At 36.1% G+C, this 17,710-nt stretch carries 17 protein-coding genes and 1 riboswitch; all 17 genes read left to right on the top strand.

Features of this window, described 5'->3' with window-relative positions; translation table 11 throughout:
* Positions 1–176 precede the first annotated feature (176 nt).
* The 17 genes from fdhF (at position 177) to AA81_RS02735 (ending at position 17,698) form a co-directional block, all read left to right on the top strand.
* Complete coding sequence (fdhF, locus tag AA81_RS02815) at positions 177–2,930, top strand: formate dehydrogenase subunit alpha (RefSeq protein WP_103898126.1); 2,754 nt, start codon at positions 177–179, stop codon at positions 2,928–2,930.
* Positions 2,896–3,489, top strand: coding sequence for a molybdenum cofactor guanylyltransferase (locus AA81_RS02810; protein WP_103898125.1), 594 nt, complete (start codon positions 2,896–2,898; stop codon positions 3,487–3,489). Before fdhF ends, AA81_RS02810 begins: the two co-directional genes overlap by 35 nt.
* On the top strand, positions 3,486–3,761 hold the full coding sequence (locus AA81_RS02805) for a MoaD family protein (protein WP_103079465.1): 276 nt from the start codon (positions 3,486–3,488) through the stop codon (positions 3,759–3,761). Before AA81_RS02810 ends, AA81_RS02805 begins: the two co-directional genes overlap by 4 nt.
* Before the next feature lies 1 nt (position 3,762).
* Positions 3,763–4,434, top strand: a complete 672-nt coding sequence (locus tag AA81_RS02800) for a HesA/MoeB/ThiF family protein (RefSeq protein WP_103079464.1) — start codon at positions 3,763–3,765, stop codon at positions 4,432–4,434.
* A 272-nt stretch (positions 4,435–4,706) separates the two neighbouring features.
* Complete coding sequence (locus AA81_RS02795; RefSeq protein WP_103076303.1) at positions 4,707–5,195, top strand: 4Fe-4S dicluster domain-containing protein; 489 nt, start codon at positions 4,707–4,709, stop codon at positions 5,193–5,195.
* A 1-nt stretch (position 5,196) separates the two neighbouring features.
* Positions 5,197–7,011 (top strand): aldehyde ferredoxin oxidoreductase family protein, encoded by a 1,815-nt coding sequence (locus AA81_RS02790; protein WP_103898124.1) that lies wholly within the window; start codon positions 5,197–5,199, stop codon positions 7,009–7,011.
* Positions 7,008–8,240: an NAD(P)/FAD-dependent oxidoreductase gene (locus AA81_RS02785; protein WP_103898123.1), complete on the top strand. Its 1,233-nt coding sequence runs from the start codon at positions 7,008–7,010 to the stop codon at positions 8,238–8,240. Before AA81_RS02790 ends, AA81_RS02785 begins: the two co-directional genes overlap by 4 nt.
* 45 nt (positions 8,241–8,285) lie before the next feature.
* A riboswitch (molybdenum cofactor riboswitch) is annotated at positions 8,286–8,407 on the top strand.
* 100 nt (positions 8,408–8,507) lie between these two features.
* The gene (gene wtpA / locus AA81_RS02780; protein WP_103898122.1) at positions 8,508–9,473 is read left to right on the top strand and encodes a tungstate ABC transporter substrate-binding protein WtpA; all 966 of its coding nucleotides are present in this window, start codon (positions 8,508–8,510) and stop codon (positions 9,471–9,473) included.
* On the top strand, positions 9,466–10,275 hold the full coding sequence (locus AA81_RS02775; protein ID WP_103898121.1) for an ABC transporter permease: 810 nt from the start codon (positions 9,466–9,468) through the stop codon (positions 10,273–10,275). Before wtpA ends, AA81_RS02775 begins: the two co-directional genes overlap by 8 nt.
* The gene (gene wtpC / locus AA81_RS02770; protein ID WP_103898120.1) at positions 10,268–11,311 is read left to right on the top strand and encodes a tungstate ABC transporter ATP-binding protein WtpC; all 1,044 of its coding nucleotides are present in this window, start codon (positions 10,268–10,270) and stop codon (positions 11,309–11,311) included. The genes AA81_RS02775 and wtpC overlap by 8 nt, the downstream gene beginning before the upstream one ends.
* Positions 11,312–11,328: 17 nt before the next feature.
* Positions 11,329–11,940: a P-loop NTPase family protein gene (locus AA81_RS02765; protein ID WP_103898119.1), complete on the top strand. Its 612-nt coding sequence runs from the start codon at positions 11,329–11,331 to the stop codon at positions 11,938–11,940.
* A gap of 15 nt (positions 11,941–11,955) precedes the next feature.
* The gene (locus AA81_RS02760; RefSeq protein WP_103898118.1) at positions 11,956–13,191 is read left to right on the top strand and encodes a molybdopterin molybdotransferase MoeA; all 1,236 of its coding nucleotides are present in this window, start codon (positions 11,956–11,958) and stop codon (positions 13,189–13,191) included.
* 211 nt (positions 13,192–13,402) lie between these two features.
* A complete protein-coding gene (locus tag AA81_RS02755; RefSeq protein ID WP_103898117.1) occupies positions 13,403–15,301 on the top strand; it encodes a molybdopterin biosynthesis protein in 1,899 nt (632 codons plus the stop codon).
* A 19-nt stretch (positions 15,302–15,320) separates the two neighbouring features.
* Positions 15,321–16,292 (top strand): GTP 3',8-cyclase MoaA, encoded by a 972-nt coding sequence (moaA, locus tag AA81_RS02750; protein WP_103898116.1) that lies wholly within the window; start codon positions 15,321–15,323, stop codon positions 16,290–16,292.
* A 2-nt stretch (positions 16,293–16,294) separates the two neighbouring features.
* The gene (gene moaC / locus AA81_RS02745) at positions 16,295–16,777 is read left to right on the top strand and encodes a cyclic pyranopterin monophosphate synthase MoaC (RefSeq protein ID WP_103898115.1); all 483 of its coding nucleotides are present in this window, start codon (positions 16,295–16,297) and stop codon (positions 16,775–16,777) included.
* Positions 16,755–17,204 carry an MOSC domain-containing protein gene (locus AA81_RS02740; protein ID WP_342750112.1) on the top strand — a complete coding sequence of 150 codons (450 nt, stop codon included), beginning with the start codon at positions 16,755–16,757 and terminating at the stop codon, positions 17,202–17,204. Before moaC ends, AA81_RS02740 begins: the two co-directional genes overlap by 23 nt.
* Positions 17,205–17,215: 11 nt before the next feature.
* Entirely contained in the window at positions 17,216–17,698 is a 483-nt protein-coding gene (locus tag AA81_RS02735; RefSeq protein WP_103898114.1) for a MogA/MoaB family molybdenum cofactor biosynthesis protein, read from the top strand.
* The last annotated feature ends 12 nt before the right edge of the window (positions 17,699–17,710 follow it).

The raw sequence follows: 17,710 nt of genomic DNA, 5'->3' as shown, positions 1-17,710 counted from the left end.
TGTAAGGATGGATATCTCTATATTTCTTATTCTTCAAAAGGAATTACGAGATATAATATTACAGATAAACTTCAACTAGTTGATGAAGAAGTTATTGTAAATATTTTCACCGCTAAGAATATTGTTTTTTGATATTGAATTTTTCGTAAATTTAATAATGAAAGGGGTCTTATGTTTTGAAGGTTACTATAAATCATAATGAATACGAAGCCGAGCCCGGTCAAACTATACTCCAGGTGGCAAAACAAAACGGTATCTATATCCCCACCATATGTCATAGTCCACATTTATCCGATGTAGGTTCTTGTAGAATGTGTTTGGTAGAAATGGAAAACAATCATAAATTAGTTGCTTCTTGTGTGACTCCAGTAACTGATGGGATGAAGATTTTAACGGATAGCAAAAGGGTTATCGAGGCTAGAAAGACGGTTGTAGATTTACTAGTTTCTGATCATCCATTGGATTGTATGACATGTGAAGCTAATGGGAACTGTGTTCTTCAAGATCTCGCTTACGAATATGGAATTAAAGAATCCACCTTCGGAACAAAGAAACTCCCACGTTTTGAAATAAAAGCTGATAATGAATTTATACAGCTCGATCCAGACAAATGCATACTTTGTGGTAAATGTGTACGAACATGTAAAGAGATTCAAATGTGCAACGCATTGGATTTTGTCAATAGAGGTTTTGAAACTAAAGTTAGCCCCCCATTTGATGAAGATTTAGGGGGTAAGGATTCTCCATGTGTCTTTTGTGGGCAATGTGTTGAAATATGCCCAACAGGAGCTCTTACTTATATTCCTTCCAATGGAAAAGGACGTTATTACGAATTTAAAAAAACTATAACAACCTGTCCTTACTGTGGGGTTGGTTGTCAATTAGAATTGAGAACTAAAGATAATAAGATAGTTCAAGTTGGTTCGGTTTACAACGAAAACTCTCCAAACCCCCATGGAGAAAGTTGCGTGAAAGGCCGGTTTGGTTATGATTTTGTCAATCACCCTGATAGATTGACCGACCCTTTGATAAAGAGAAATGGACATTTTGAAAAAGTTGGTTGGGAAGAAGCATTGGATTATGTAGCAGAAAAACTATTGAATATAAAGGAAAAGTATGGAAGTGATTCAATAGGGGGGTTGAGCTCAGCAAAATGTACGAATGAAGAAAACTATATTATGCAAAAATTTATGAGGGCAGTAATTGGTACGAATTCAGTAGATCACTGTGCCAGACTTTGTCATGCATCCACTGTTGTTGGATTAGGAATGGCATTTGGTTCGGGAGCCATGACCAACTCTATATCAGAAATAGAGGGAAGTGATGTAATATTTGTTATAGGTTCAAATCCAACAGAGAATCACCCGGTAATTGGAAGCAAGATAAAAAGGGCAAAGAAAAACGGCACGTATTTAATAGTAGCAGATCCTCGGAAGATAGAACTTTCTGAAATTGCTGATATTTCATTGAATCAAAAGCCAGGGACAGATGTGGCTTTAATAAATGGAATGATGAATGTTATCGTCAACGAAGGGTTACTTGATAAAAAATTTATTGAAGAAAGAACGGAAGGGTTTGAAAGTTTCATAAAGATAATAGAAGGTTATACCCCATCTAAAGTATCCCAGATAACAGGAGTTCCGGAAGATAAGATAATCGAGGCTGCAAAAATGTATGGTTCAGCCGAAAAAGCAGCTATATATTTTGCTATGGGAATAACTCAACATAAATACGGAACTAACAACGTACTTTCTCTTACGAATCTTGCACTCTTAACTGGGAACGTTGGGTTTGAAAGCACAGGAGTTAATCCATTAAGGGGACAAAACAACGTGCAAGGTGCTTGTGATGTTGGGGCTTTATCTGATGTTTATCCTGGTTATCAAAAAGTCAGTGATCCCAAAATTAGAGAAAAGTTTGAGAATTATTGGGGTGTAAAATTAACTGATAGAGAAGGATTGACATTAACAGAAATGTTTGAAGAAGCAGGTAAAAAGATAAAAGCTCTCTACATAATGGGTGAGAATCCTTTTTTGTCCGATCCAGATCAAGACCATGTTAAAAAAGCTTTAGAAAGTTTGGATTTTTTAATAGTTCAGGATATATTTTTGACCGAAACCGCACAATTTGCAGACGTGGTTTTGCCAGCGGCATCATTTGCCGAAAAAGAAGGTACCTTTACAAATACCGAACGACGTATACAAAGGGTGAGAAAAGCAATCAACTCTCCTGGAAGGGCTAAAGCTGATTGGGAGATATTAACTACTTTGGCAAAAAAAATGGGTTATGAAATGAAATATAATTCTCCTTCTGAAATTATGGATGAGATTGCACGAGTATCAAAATTATATGGTGGAATAAGTTATGAAAGATTGGAGAAAGGTGGTTTGCAATGGCCTTGTCCTGATAGTAATCATCCAGGTACAAAATATTTGCATAAAGATAGTTTTTCTCGCGGGAAAGGCAAATTTTTTCCAGTTGAGTTTACTCCGCCAGAAAAAAAAGCTGATGAAAAGTACAATTTTATATTAATGACAGGAAGGATGTTATACCATTTTCATACGGGTACAATGACCAGGCGATCCGATCCTATTAACAGGCATGAACCACACGCATATGTTGAGATAAATATAGAAGATGCAAGAAAATTGGGGATCAAAGACAAAGATAAAGTTAGGATAACTTCGTCTCAAGGAACGGTTGAAACCTATGCAAAAGTTGGAGAAAGAGTTAAACCTGGCCAACTTTTCATGCCTTTTCACTATGCGGAAAGTCCAGCCAATAGACTTACCAATCGTGTTTATGATTTAAAAGCAAAGATACCCGAATTAAAAATAACCCCAGTTAATTTGGAGAAGGTTGAAAAAAGAAGTTCACAAAGAGAGGTTTTAATTGATGAACGCTTTACTTCTATCAGGAGGCAAGAGTAGCAGATTTGGAACTAATAAAGCAATGGAAACAATTAACGGTAAACCTTTGATAGAACATATCGTCCAAGGTCTAAAAAATGTATTTGAAAAAGTATACATAATAGGGAATGTAAAAGAGTATACTTTTTTGCAAGGTGTATTTTTTTGTGAGGATATAATACCAAATAAAGGTCCATTAGGCGGTTTACTTACCGGTTTAATCTGTTCTGATAGCGAGTACAACTTTTTAACAGGCTGTGATATGCCCTTTTTGACAAGAGAGTTTTTTGAATTTGTGAAGTTACAAAAGAAAGATTATGACCTTCTTGTACCCTCGTACAATTCTTACCTTGAGCCACTTGCTGCTGTTTATAGCAAAAAATGTTTGCCTTTTATCAGTGATTCACTAAAAAGGAATCAATTAAAGTTGAAGAGTTTTTTTCCTCAAGTAAACGTTAGAATAATAAAGGAAACCGTGATAAGGGAAATTGGAGAGCCAGAGAAATTGTTTTTCAATATAAATTATAAGGAAGATGTTCAAAAATTGGAAATAAATTTGGAAAGGAGTGAAAAGATTTGAAAATAAAATTCTTTTCCCTTATAAAGTTTGACTTGAAAAAGGATGAAGTTGATTACCAATTATCAGAATCGAAAACCATTAAAGAAATAATGAAATTATTGGATCAAGAATTCGATAATTATTTTAGTAGAAAACTACTAAAAGATGAGGAACTTAAAAGCGGTACGATTATATTATTAAATGGAAGAAATGTTCGCCATTTACAAGGGCTTGATACGTTGGTAGAAAATAAAGACGAAATAACAATTTTTCCGCCTTCTGGAGGAGGATGATATGGATTACTTGGAAAGACAAAAAGTGTTGTTCTCAGAAGAGGAGGCTTTAAAGTTAAAACAAGCTGTTGTTTATATTGGAGGAGCTGGAGGACTTGGAACCCACCAGGCGTTGGAATTACAAAGGGTTGGTGTAAAAAAAATATATTTGGTGGATTATGATAAGGTTGAACCTTCTAACCTAAATCGTCAAGTACTATATGGGATGGATAGCATTGGTGAGTACAAAGTCGATCAAGCTAAAAAAATTCTTGAATCTTTTAATTTGCCTACGATAATAGAAACAAAGGTAGAAAAAATTTCAAAAAAGAGTAAAATATCAAAAGATGTGAACGTCATATTAGACGCTCTTGATAATTTCGAAACGAGATATATTCTGGAACAACTTGCTTGGGAATCCAACGTTCCTTATATACATGCAGGGGTTAATCAATGGTATGGTCAATTGACAACTATAATACCGGGTAGAACTTTGTCTTTAAAAGATATATTCGGAGAAGTAGATACAACAAAGGAAAAGGTTTCTGTTGTCTCACCTGTAGTATCGATTATGGCATCTCTTCAAGTAATAGAAGCGATTAAAGTAATAACTGGAAGGAAAGATACCCTCGACAACAAGTTACTACTCATAGATTTAAAGGATTATTCCGTTGAAATAATTAACCTTCAATGAAAAATAAGACTTTCATTCCTCTATTAATCCTTGTTTTTCAAGATAAGATTAAGAAAAGCACTCATTTAAAAGGAATTGCCTTCTAATTGAAAATAATCTCCCCTAGACGCTTCTAATTGTCAATAAATCGAATTGACATTTTTTAACATAAGAGTTAAAATAATTACAATATAAATTTTCAAAAAGCTGGGTTTTAATGTAACAATGTTTTTGTTTTTTTCAAGTAAATACAGTTTAGTTAACATCCTAAAACTACCAAAGGAGGAGTGTACATGAAAGTATTGATGTTGGATCAGGCAAAGTGCACGGGATGTAGGGCATGTGAGTATGCTTGTTCTTTTGAGCATACGGGAAAGTTTAACCCCCTTGACTCTCGAATCAAAGTAAATGAATTTTGGGAAGATTTAACCTTCGTTCCAAGTGTTTGTCTGCAATGTGAGAGAGCGTATTGTGAAGAAGTATGTCCTACTTCTGCATTGACTAAGAACCCTGAAACAGGTGTGGTAGAACTTAACAAGGAAAAATGTATCGGATGTAAACAGTGTATCGTAGCATGTCCATGGGGATCCATAAAATTGGATCATACAGGCAAAGAGGTTATAAAATGCGATAACTGTGGTGGAGATCCAGCGTGTATTAAGGTGTGCTATCCAGGTGCTTTGTCTTACGAAGAAGTAGAAGATATCACAAATGTGAAAGTACAGGAAACTGCCACCCGCCTTAAAGAAATAGCGAAAGATTTAGTAAAGGGGGGAGCTTAATATGATAAAAGGTGGATTCAAAGGTAATTTATTGAGAGTAAACTTAACAACCAAAGAGGTAAAAAGTGAAGCATTGAATGAAGAATGGGCTCAGAAATACTTAGGAGGCAGAGGGTATGGAACTCGCTTGTTGTTGGAAGAAATAGATCCGAAGGTAGATCCTCTCTCTGAAGAAAATAAAGTCATTTTTGCCACGGGTCCTTTAGATGGAACATTAGCTCCTTCTTCTGGAAGAACTATGGTAATCACAAAAGGTCCTTTGAATGGAGCTATTGCGTGTTCTAATGCAGGTGGACATTTTGGACCCGCTTTGAAACATGCAGGATACGATATGATAGTTGTAGAAGGGAAATCAGCTGAACCTGTTTATATATGGATTAACAAAGGTAAAGTAGAAATCAGATCTGCAAAGGAAATATGGGGAAAATTGGCTGACGAAAGTGATGAACTAATCAGAGGACAAACACATCCCTTGGCTGAAACCATGACGATTGGGCCAGCAGGTGAGAAATTATCTCGTATCTCTAGCGTAATGTTCAATGGTCATAGAGCTTCTGGAAGGACTGGGGTTGGTGCGGCAGTTGGAAGCAAGAATTTAAAAGGTATAGCCGTCAGAGGTAATGAAGATACTACAGTAGCTGATCCTGAAGCTTTTATGAAAGCAATTTATAAGGCCAGAGATATTTTGAGTAAAGACGCCTTTGCTGGGCAAGGAGCTGCAATGTTAGGTACCGCAATGTTGGTAAATGTTATCAATGGTGTTGGTGCATTTCCAACTCATAATGCCCAAGATGCTTATTTTCCAGAGGCAAATAAAATCAGTGGAGAAACTCTAAGGGAGAAAAATTTAATTAGAAATGAAGGATGCGCGGAGTGTCCAATAGCTTGTGGTAGAGTAACGGTAGTAAAAAGTGGACCATATAAAGGTAGTATTGGGGGAGGTCCAGAATACGAATCAGTTTGGTCATTCGGAGCAATGTGTGGTGTTTCAGACCTTGATGCGGTGATAAGTGCAAATCATCTTTGTGATAAATATGGAATCGATACTATCTCTATGGGTTCAACGGTCGCCTGTGCCATGGAATTGTACGAAAAAGGATATATGCCCAAGGAAGATGCCCCCTTTGAGCTTAGATTTGGTTCAGCAGAAGCTATGTTAAAAGCTGTGGAATTAGCGTGCAAACAAGAAGGAGATTTTGGTAAATTGTTAGCTCAAGGCTCCTATCGTTTAGCGGAACATTATGGTCATCCGGAACTTTCTATGTCGGCGAAGAAACAAGAGTTCCCTGCATACGATCCAAGGGGTATCAAAGGTATGGGTTTAGAATATGCTACTAGTAATCGTGGTGCTTGCCACGTCAGAGGATATGGAACAGCCGTAGAGGTATTGGGAGATGCTGATCAGTACGCTTATGAAGGCAAAGCGGCTATAATTAAAACCTTACAAGATTTAACCGGTGCACTTGATTCTTCTGGAATATGTTTGTTCACGACTTTTGGTCTCAGTGCTAATGAGTTAGCCGAGATGGTGTCAACTGCAACAGGTTTTTCAATAGATGCCCAAGAGTTCATGAAAATTGGAGAAAGAATTTGGAATATTGAAAAGCTTTTCAATCTTAAAGCTGGTTTTACAAGACAGGATGATACCTTACCTCCAAGAATATTAAATGAACCAATCAAAACGGGTCCTTCAAAAGGCCATGTAGAGGATCTTGGAAAGATGTTGGATGAATACTATCAGTTAAGAGGATGGGATAAAGACAGTGTTCCCACAGAAGAAAAACTTAAAGCATTGGAGGTCCAGATTTTAAAATGAAATACGTTATCATTGGAGCTAGTGCAGCCGGCTTAAATGCTGCTCAAACATTAGAATCTCTGGATTCTCAAGGGGAAATTACTATATTATCCGCTGAAGAAGTATTTCCCTATAGTAAAATGTCTCTACCTTATTTATTGTCAAATAAAGTGAAAAAAAGAGATTATCTGTTTCTTCCCCATCCATCTAAGGCTAAACTTCTACTGGGGCAAAGGGTTGTCAACATTGACGTTGAAAGAAAAAAGGTAGAAACTGCTCAAAACAAAACATTTTCCTACGATAAATTGTTGATAGCAACTGGAGCGGAACCGTATGTTCCGGATATGGAATTAGAAGGATCTCCGCTAGTGCTAACGGTGCGAAATCTTTCAGATATGGATAAATTGAAAGATAAGTTAAAAAAAAGTGACGTTAAAAGAGTTATACTTTCTGGTGCTGGATTGGTTAATTCTGAAATTGCTGATGCCTTAGCAGAACTTAATATACCTGCTACTTTTGTTATAAGATCGTCTAGGATGTTGTCTCAGATTGTTGATGAAGAAGGCTCTGAATTTATTGCCGAAAGGGCAATAGAAAACGGAATGGAGTTAATCACGGGTGAAAGCATAACGAAGGTTCAAGAAAAAGGAGATCACGCAAACGTCTTTCTTACATCAGGCAAAATAATTCAAGGTAGTTGTGTAGTTGTTGGAAAAGGAGTTAGGCCTAGTATAGATTTTCTCGAAAAAACGCCTATTAAATGTGACACTGGCATCTTAGTAAACGAATATCTGGAAACCTCTGTTAAAGATGTTTATGCAGCAGGAGACGTAACAGAAACCAAAGATCTAATTTCAGATGAATATGAAATGCATGCCTTGTGGCCTGTTGCGATGGAACAGTCAAGGATAGCTGCCACCAATATGGTAGGTTATTCTTGGAAATATCCCAAAGAAGTATCTAGAAACATAGTCAATTTATTTGGAGAAGTTGTTTTCACTGGGGGTATTAGTAAAGAAGATGCATACGATGTTTATAAGGAAAAAGAAAGCAGAAGTTACCACAAAATCCTGGTGAGAGATGGCAAACTTGTTGGTTTTGTCTTTGTTGGAGACGTTCTAAATCCTGGAGTTTATTTAGCAGCGATGAAAAATCAATGGGATATAAGTCATCTATTGAATGAAGCAATAAAAGGTGCGTTAAGTTATTCGATGTTTAAAGCTCCTACGAGAGAAGTTGTGAATATATAACTTTAATATTCGAGTTCTTTTGAAAACAATTTTTTTTTCATATACATTTTATTATGTCTTCGATCTATGTTACCTAAGGAATTTATTCTATGGTGACTTAGACGATAGGGTATAGAAGGAAACTTCTATGCCTCCCGCATTAGGAAAGGAGACACATTATGAACCGGTGTCTTCACACGCCGGTTTTTTCATTTTTTTGTCATTAATTTTTTTAAACTGTTCTCCTTTCCTTGATCCTTTAAAAAATTTCGATAAGGAGAGAAAATAATGAAAAGCTTTTATAGGTACATATTTATACTATTCGTTTTTTTATTTGGAACATTGATGATGGGTGAAGAGATAACCGGGGAGATTATAGTTTTCCATGCAGGATCTTTAAGCGTTCCCTTTGCACAAATTGAAAAAGCGTTTGAAAGCCAGTATCCAGGAACAGATGTTATTAGGGAAGCAGCGGGAAGTAGAGAAGCTGTTAGAAAGGTTACCGATCTTGAAAGAGAAGCGGACGTTATAGGTTCTGCGGATTATACCGTCATCGAAAATCTGATGGTCCCAAAGTATACAGAATGGTACATAAATTTTGCCAACAACGAGATGGTAATAATGTACACAGAAGATTCTCGTTACAAAGATGAGATTAATTCTGACAATTGGTATGAGATTCTTTTGCGACCAGATGTTGAGTACGGTCATTCGGATCCAAATGCCGATCCTTGTGGATACAGAAGTCAGATTGTTTGGAAATTAGCAGAAAAATATTATGGAGTGGATAATCTATATCAAAAACTTGCTGATAACTGTCCACCAAAAAACGTTAGACCAAAAGAAACAGATTTAATTGCATTATTAGAGGCAGGAGAACTGGATTATATTTTCATTTACAAATCTGTGGCATTGCAACATCAAATGCCCTACGTGGGATTACCAGAACAAATTAATTTAAAAAGTACAAAATATGCCGATTTTTATGCAACAGCTTCTTTTGATGTAACGGGTAAAGAGCCAGGTGAGATGATAACGCAAGTGGGGCAACCTATGGTATATGCTTTAACCATTCCTAAGAACGCTCCAAATCCACAGGGAGCAATTGCTTTCATTAAATTCGTCATTGGCCAACAAGGACAAGCCATCATGGAAGAAAATGGGCAACCGCCAATTAATCCTCCAGAAGGTGTAAACATTGAAAAAGCTCCTCACGAGATTCAAGACTTCTTAAAAGGTGGAGCGAATGATTAAAAAAGCATGGTTCGAATTAATACTTAGTTTTTTGGGAATACTATTGTTGTTTTTCATAGCTACCCCAGTAGCTAAGCTTATCTTTGGAGTTGAGCCGAAAGTTCTTATTGACACTGTAAAGGAAGAAGAAGTTTACAGTTCCATATTGCTTACTTTCAGTGCATCGTTGGCTGCAACTTTAATTTCTATATTGCTAGGGGTGCCTTTGGCTTATTTGCTTGCTCGTAAAAATTTTTTTGGTAAATCTTTTGTTGAAAGTTTAATAGATATCCCCGTTATAATACCACATACAGCCGCTGGAATAGCGCTTTTAATGGTTTTTGGTCGTAAATTTTTTCTAGGAAGGTTCTTCTCGATATTTGGAATAGAGTTCGTTGGCGAATTTGCAGGAATAGTTGTTGCAATGATGTTTGTTAGTATGCCTTTTTTGGTGAATGAAGTTAAAGAAGGGTTCAAATCTATCGATGTTAAATTGGAAAAGGTTGCTAGAAGTTTGGGTTCGTCCCCTGCCAGAACTTTCTTCAGAGTATCGCTACCTTTGAATTTTAACCATTTAATCTCTGGTTCACTTATGATGTGGGCAAGAGGATTATCTGAATTTGGAGCAGTTGTTATATTAGCTTATCATCCAATGACGGCGTCGGTACTTATTTACGAGAGGTTTACTTCTTTTGGGTTGAAGTATTCGAGCCCTGTTGCAGCCATCATGGTTATAACAAGTCTCATTGTGTTTATCTTTTTAACACTCATAAACAGAAAGAATTCAGTGGAAGGTCGAGAGAAGGAAAACGAACTTGATTAAAATCGCGAATATATCGAAGAGATTTAAAAAGTTTTCTTTAGAAGATATCAATTTGAATATAGAAAATAATGAGTATTTTGTGATTTTAGGGCCAACAGGTGTAGGTAAAACAGTGATTCTTGAGATTATAGCAGGTTTAATAAAACCCGACTTTGGGGATGTGTTTATTGATGAGAAAAGAATTACAAATTTACCTCCTGAAGAGAGAAATATTGGAATGGTTTATCAGGATTACATGCTCTTTCCACACCTCAATGTGGAAGAGAATATTGTTTTTGGATTAAAATCCAGGAAGGTTAAAAAAGATGAGATTAGATATCTATTAAACAACATAGTAGATCTTTTTCGCATAGAACATTTACTCACAAGAAAAACGAAGAATTTAAGTGGAGGAGAGAAACAAAGAGTAGCTCTTGCACGGGCTTTAATTACTTCTCCACAAATTTTGTTGTTAGATGAACCTTTAAGTGCATTAGATCCTCAAACAAAAGAAAAATTTATAGAAGATTTGAAGAATTTACATAAACAGCTCAAGACTACTACAATTCATGTAACACATGATTTTAACGAAGCATTTTCTTTAGCGGATAAAATCGCTATAATGAAAGATGGGAAGATCATTCAAGATGGTGATTCAAAAGATGTGTTCAACAAACCGAATTCTGATTTTGTTGCTCAATTTACAGGGGTTAGAAATATTTTTCGAGGAGAAATAATTAATGATGATTCTGATACCTATGTTTCAGTAAATCGATTGAAAATAAGGGTGGCTACTGAAAAGAAAGGGAACGTTAATATCTCTATCAGACCTGAAGATATATTGTTATCTACAAATCCTCTTGATTCAAGCGCTAGGAATGTTTTCCCTGGAGTAATAAAACGGATTTATGAACAATTATCCATAGTTCATATTACTGTGGATATCGGTATTCCTTTGGTGGTGTACATAACAAGGCAGTCGTTGAAAGAGTTAAATTTAGTAGAAAATAAAAAGGTTTTTGTTACATTCAAAGCCTCTGCGGTGCATGTTTACTAAGATGGGAGGGACTTTTTTTGGTTACGATCGTTGTTGGTGGAAAATCGAGTAATGTAGGTAAATCTACTTTAATTTCACAAATGATAAAGAATTTAAACTGTCACGTTGGAGTGATAAAAACATCTCTCCATAAAAATAATAAGGAAATAGAAGTTACGGATGATCCTTCAATTATCAACGAGAAAGGTAAAGATACTTCGCTTTTTAAAGAATCTGGAGCGCAAAATGTAATTTTACTAAAAACAAATTATGAAGGATTGTTGGAAGGTTATAGAAGGGCACGCAAGCTCTTAGATGAGGATATAGAATATTTGATCATTGAAGGAAACAGTATCCTAGATTTTGTTAGACCAACTTTAGTTTTTTACATTGATTCTGATGATACACAAGAAAAAGAATCGGCAACTAAAGCCAAAAGTAAAGCCGATATTATAATCGATAGAGAAAACCTTGAAGAGTTAATCAAAGACGGAAACAGTATGAAATTCAAGATTAATTTTGAACAAGTGAGTTGTTTTAATGCACACGCTATCTGTAAAGCATTGAATATCAAATTACCTAAATTCGGGAAATTGTTGGATGATCAAAACATCAAAGTTCGGTACTGTCAGCTTGGTTTATTCAAATAAAGACGGAGGCTAAGTATGTCTGAATTCTTGGATTTAAATACCCCAGAAATGTTTTGGGAAATTGTTGATAAAAACCTAAATAGGGGCTCGTTACCATCAGAAACGATAAACTTTAAAGAGTCAAATGGGAGAATTTTAGCGGAGGATTTATTTTCTCCCATCGATCTTCCACCTTTTAGCCGATCAACTGTTGATGGTTTCGCTGTGAAAGCGGAGGATACTTTTGGTGCCTCCGAAAGTATGCCTATCTATTTGAACGTTAAAGGTGAAGTGTTTATGGGACAAGAAACAAAGGTAAAGGTTGAAGTTGGTGAGGCTGTAAGAATTCCAACGGGTGGAATGTTGCCAGAAGGATCAAATGCTGTCGTTATGGTAGAATATGTTGATTACGTCGGCGAAAAAATGATTGAAATCAATCGTTCTGTCGGAGTCGGTGAAAATGTAGTTTATAAGGGTGAAGATATTCCTAAAGGGAAGGTACTTTTAAATAAATACCATAAGATCAGGCCACAGGATGTAGGTGCTCTAGCAGGCTTAGGACTAACTGATGTTGAAGTTTATAAAAAACCAAAAGTAGCTGTAATTGCCACAGGAGACGAATTAGTCTCCCCTGAAAGTGTTCCTGGAGTCAGTGAAATCAGGGATATAAATAGCTACACAATAGGAACAACATTAGAAGAAGTAGGTGCAGAAATTAGATACGTTGGGATAATTCCAGATAAATTTGATTTTTTGAGAGAAAATATAAAAAACAATTTAGATTGCGATTTGATTCTGATCTCTGGAGGTAGTTCTGTAGGAGTCAAAGACATGACGGTAGAAGTTTTGAATTCTTTAGGGGAACCTGGTGTATTGTCTCAAGGAATTACGATCAAGCCCGGTAAACCTACAATTTTTGCAGTAGTTGAAGGCAAGCCTATTTTAGGCTTACCCGGCCACCCTTCATCATCCTTTATCATTACCCAGGTGATTGTTAAACCATTGGTAGAGAAGATAATAGGTATAAGAGAAAAAAGCATAAAATGTAATATTAAAGCAAAGTTAAGTAGAAACCTAGATTCAGATAAAGGGAGAGAAGAATATGTCCCAGTTCGATTGATTGAAAGTGCTGAAAGAAATTACATTGCGGAGCCATTAGTCGGTGAATCAGCAATGATATCTACATTTGTTTATGCCGACGGTTATATAAAAATAGAAGCTAACAAAGAAGGGCTCAATAAAGAGGAAACGGTAGTTGTCTATTTATATTAGTTCTATTTATCCTTATGGGCAGGATATGGGTTACAGGGCGGAGCCCTGTTTGCGTCACTGTGCAAACCATGTTTTTAAATGATTTTGATTTTGAACTTGATTATGGGGTTTTTAAGGGGTTTACCCCTTAACGTCCGGGTGGGGAGCGGGGCGAAGGGACGCTATATAAGAGCTTTTCAAGGTAGTAAATTGAATTCAAGAAGGTGGATAAATGAGTAAAATATATTTAGAAAAAGTCTCTTTAGAAAAAGCTATGGAGGAATATTTTAAGATTTTCAAAGATTATTCTGTTGAAACAGAGAATATTAAAGTTGAAAATTCTAGCGGTAGAGTTACAGGAGAAGCTATATATGCAAAAAGGTTTGGGCCACATTATTATGCTTCCGCAATGGATGGTATAGCAGTTAAAGCTTCAAATACATATGGAGCCAGTAAAACGAATCCATTAATGTTGAAAAAAGGGTTAGATGCGGTTATAGTTGATACTGGCGATCCGATACCAGAAGGATTTAACGCGGTTATAAAAATAGAAGAAATAAATGATGTAGGCGATTTTTACATTATAGAAAAAAGCGCTACACCATGGCAAAATATTAGAGCTATTGGAGAAAGTGTAATGAAAGGGCAATTAATGTTCCCAGTAAATCACATGATAAGGCCTTATGATGTAGGATCTTTATTAGAAGCAGGTGTGAAAGAAATCAACGTTAAAAAAAAGCCTTTGATAGGAATCATTCCAACGGGTGACGAAATTATTCCTCCCGACCAGGAACCAGAAAAAGGCCAACTTGTGGATTTCAATTCGACTATAATGAAGATTTATGGCGAACAATGGGGAGCAAAAGTTTCAATTACAGAGATCCTCCCTGACAAATATGAAGATCTCAAGAAAAAAGTGTTGGATGAGGTAGAGAAAAACGATATTTTGGTCATTATAGCTGGTTCTTCTGCCGGTAGGGAAGATTACACTGAGAAAATTTTAAATGAGGTGGGAAGAGTTGTTGTGCATGGGATTAACATAATGCCAGGTAAACCAGTTATTCTAGGTATTATAAAAGGCAAGCCGGTGATTGGTATACCTGGTTATCCCCTATCTGCGTTGCTGAATTATTATATTTTTGTACGGACACTTGTGTATCAGATGCAAAGTTTGGGCGTTCCAGAAATGCCATATATAAATGCATTTGTTCGTAGAAAAGTTCCTTCACAAGTTGGGTTGGAAGAATTTTTAAGGGTTAATTTAGCTTTTATTGACGGAGAATACGTAGCGGTTCCCAGAAAAAGGGGATCGGCTGCCATGGAGTCACTGGTGAATGCAGATGGTATTATGCCTGTCCCAGAAAAATCTGAAGGAATAGGTATCAACGAAAAGGTGAAAATATATATTTTGAAACCCATCTCCTCCATTTCAAAAAACGTGTTGTTCATTGGAAGCCATGATTACTCACTAGACATATTGGTTAATGAAATAAAATCTGAAAAACTTGGATTTGACTTTAACATTCAATCTGTGGGGAGTATGGGAGGGTTGATGTCGCTTAAAAGAGGTGAGTGTCATTTGGCAGGGGCCCACCTTTTGGATCCACAAAGTGGAACGTATAATAAAACTTACGTTAAAGAGATTTTAGGTGATAAAAAAGTAACTATGGTGAATTTAATTTGGAGGCAACAGGGTTTAATTGTACCAAAAGGTAACCCTTTGGGATTGGAAAAGATAGAGGATTTAAGCCGTCCAGATACTAACTTCATCAATAGACAGAAAGGTTCAGGTACGCGTGTATTACTAGACTATTGGTTGAATAAAAAGGGGATACCTTCAAAATCAATTAGGGGTTATGAGAGAGAAGAATTCACCCACACTGCTGTTGCAGCAGCCGTTGCGAATAAATCTGCAGATGTAGGATTAGGGATAAAGGCAGCTGCCGATGCTATGGATTTGGATTTTATACCTCTTTTAGAAGAAAGATATGATTTTATAATTCCAACTGACTTTCTACAAGATAGAAGGATGAAAAAAATTATAGAGGTTATTAATTCTGAAAAGTTTAAAAACCAAGTAATTACATTAGGTGGTTATAGGACAGATAATACAGGAGAAGTAATGTCTTAAAAAGGAGAGTTTAATTATAATGATTGATAAATACGGAAGAAGTATCGATTATCTTAGAATATCGATAACAGATAGATGTAATCTACGTTGTATTTATTGTATGCCACCCCAAGGTGTAACTTTCAAGCCCCATAGCAGTATTCTAAGATACGAAGAAATAATCAAAATTGTTGAAGTAGGTACTGAACTTGGTATAAAAAAAGTTCGTATCACAGGTGGTGAACCTCTTGTTCGGCAAGGCGTAGTAGATTTAATCAAGGAGTTAAGGAAAATTTCTGCACTTGAAGATATTACTATGACAACCAATGGTGTTCTTCTACCAAAATATGCTTTTGCTTTAAAAAGGGCAGGTTTGTCTAGGGTTAACATAAGTCTTGATTCTTTAAATCCCGATACCTATAAAACAATTACTCGAAGGGGCGAGTTTTCACAAGCAATTGAAGGGATTAAAGCAGCACTTGAAGTTGGCTTAAATCCAGTAAAGATTAATACCGTTGTGATGAAGGGTTTAAACGATAGCGAATTGGAAAATTTTGTTGAACTCACAAAGGATAAAGATCTACACGTGAGATTTATTGAATATATGCCTATGGGTGAAACAAGCCTTCTTTCTGGTAATTATTATGTACCTCTAAACGAATTCAAGGAAAAAATTATCAATAAGATGGGTATGGTCCCTGTAAATATAAAAAATAATGGCCCTTCAAAGGATTTCAAAGTCCCTGGGGCAAAGGGAACTGTAGGTTTTATCACCGCTATTAGTCATAATTTTTGTTCAACATGTAATCGGATGAGATTAACCGCTGATGGATTTTTGAGGCCTTGTCTTGCCAGCGATGTTGAAGTAAATATGCGCGATGAAGATGGGAAGATCTCTACAGAAGGTGTGAGAGAAAAGTTTGAAAAAGCTCTTCTTCTTAAACCCATTAGTCACAACTTTTACAAAAATAATTTCTTCCCAAAGAAAAATATGTCCCAAATTGGAGGATAGGTATGAAAGAATTCAGCCATATAGATGAAAAAGGTAGAGCAAAGATGGTTGACGTTACAGATAAAGGCGAAACCAAAAGAGAAGCTATAGCCTATGGACAAATAAAGCTAAAAGAATCAACCCTTGAAAGGATAAAGAATGGTCAGATAGAAAAAGGAGCTGTTTTAGAAACTGCAAGAGTGGCTGGAATTATGGGTGTTAAGAAAACAGCTGAGTTAATCCCCATGTGTCACCCTTTGTTGATAACCGGCATAGATATAAAATTTGAATTTGAAAATGCCACAACTTTAGGTATCTACGCAACGGTGAGGACAACAGGCAAAACGGGGGTTGAAATGGAAGCATTTACTGGTGTTTCGATAGCGGCTTTAACTGTGTACGATATGTGTAAGGCTGTAGATAAAGATATGGTGATTAAAAATATAAAATTACTCAAAAAGACTGGAGGTAAAAGTGGAACTTATGTTAGAGAAAACGATGAGTAGAGAAGGTAAAGTAGTCAAAGTTTGTAAATGTGAAAAAAGAGGAATGCTCAAAAAAGAACAAGATAAAATCAACATTATAACTAATTATGGCATTGAGGGTGACTATCATGCAGGAAAAAGTCATAGGCAAGTCAGTCTGTTGGGCATAGAAAGCCTTGAAAAGATAGTGAAAGAAAAGAATTTAAATTTAAAAGATGGATATTGCAACTTCGCACAGAATATAACCATAGAAGGGATAGAGTTATATAAATATCCTGTGGGAACCAAATTTAGAGTAGGTGAAAGTGTATTACTCGAAATTACCGAAATAGGGAAAGCAGGAGAATTCAATCCTGATAATATAATGCTGACAGAGGGGATCTTCGCCAAAGTTTTAGAAGGAGGCATCGTGATTCCGGGTGATAAATTAACGATTGTATCAGAGTAGGGGGGGAAGTCATGATTAAAGTAGCAATAATAACAATAAGTGATAAAGGATCAAAGGGTTTAAGACAAGACAAAAGTGGTGAATTACTAATAAAGATGGTTGAAAAGGAAGGTTGGATTAAAACTCTTTACCTAATAATTCCAGATGAAAAAGAAGAAATAGAACAAAAATTAAAAGAAGTAGCCGACAATAATATTGCAGACTTAATACTCACAACAGGAGGAACAGGTTTTGCTCCAAGAGATGTTACACCCGAGGCTACGAAAAACATTATCGAAAAAGAGGTTCCAGGAATTCCGGAAAAAATCAGATATGCCACAGGAGAGAATACCCCAATGGCATATCTTTCTAGAGGAGTTTGTGGCATTAGAAAATTTACTCTAATCATCAATTTTCCAGGTAGCACTAAGGCGGTTAAAGAATGTTTTGAAGCTGTTAAGGATCTTATCCCACACGGAATTAATATTTTAAAGGGTGAGATAACAGAACATTAGAAAAAAGCCATA

The sequence above is a fragment of the Petrotoga halophila DSM 16923 genome, from assembly GCF_002924615.1.
The sequence above is the reverse complement of the archived record's forward strand: the minus strand, read 5'-3'. Positions and strand labels throughout refer to the sequence as shown.

What these genes read in the sequence shown, in the direction of transcription:
- AA81_RS02755 (WP_103898117.1), top strand. Translation starts at nt 13,403, where the DNA reads ATGAGTAAAATATATTTAGAAAAAGTCTCTTTAGAAAAAGCTATGGAG.
- AA81_RS02810 (WP_103898125.1), top strand. Translation starts at nt 2,896, where the DNA reads ATGAACGCTTTACTTCTATCAGGAGGCAAGAGTAGCAGATTTGGAACT.
- AA81_RS02800 (WP_103079464.1), top strand. Translation starts at nt 3,763, where the DNA reads ATGGATTACTTGGAAAGACAAAAAGTGTTGTTCTCAGAAGAGGAGGCT.
- wtpA (WP_103898122.1), top strand. Translation starts at nt 8,508, where the DNA reads ATGAAAAGCTTTTATAGGTACATATTTATACTATTCGTTTTTTTATTT.
- AA81_RS02790 (WP_103898124.1), top strand. Translation starts at nt 5,197, where the DNA reads ATGATAAAAGGTGGATTCAAAGGTAATTTATTGAGAGTAAACTTAACA.
- moaA (WP_103898116.1), top strand. Translation starts at nt 15,321, where the DNA reads ATGATTGATAAATACGGAAGAAGTATCGATTATCTTAGAATATCGATA.
- AA81_RS02795 (WP_103076303.1), top strand. Translation starts at nt 4,707, where the DNA reads ATGAAAGTATTGATGTTGGATCAGGCAAAGTGCACGGGATGTAGGGCA.
- AA81_RS02775 (WP_103898121.1), top strand. Translation starts at nt 9,466, where the DNA reads ATGATTAAAAAAGCATGGTTCGAATTAATACTTAGTTTTTTGGGAATA.
- AA81_RS02735 (WP_103898114.1), top strand. Translation starts at nt 17,216, where the DNA reads ATGATTAAAGTAGCAATAATAACAATAAGTGATAAAGGATCAAAGGGT.
- AA81_RS02740 (WP_342750112.1), top strand. Translation starts at nt 16,755, where the DNA reads ATGTTAGAGAAAACGATGAGTAGAGAAGGTAAAGTAGTCAAAGTTTGT.
- AA81_RS02785 (WP_103898123.1), top strand. Translation starts at nt 7,008, where the DNA reads ATGAAATACGTTATCATTGGAGCTAGTGCAGCCGGCTTAAATGCTGCT.
- moaC (WP_103898115.1), top strand. Translation starts at nt 16,295, where the DNA reads ATGAAAGAATTCAGCCATATAGATGAAAAAGGTAGAGCAAAGATGGTT.
- AA81_RS02760 (WP_103898118.1), top strand. Translation starts at nt 11,956, where the DNA reads ATGTCTGAATTCTTGGATTTAAATACCCCAGAAATGTTTTGGGAAATT.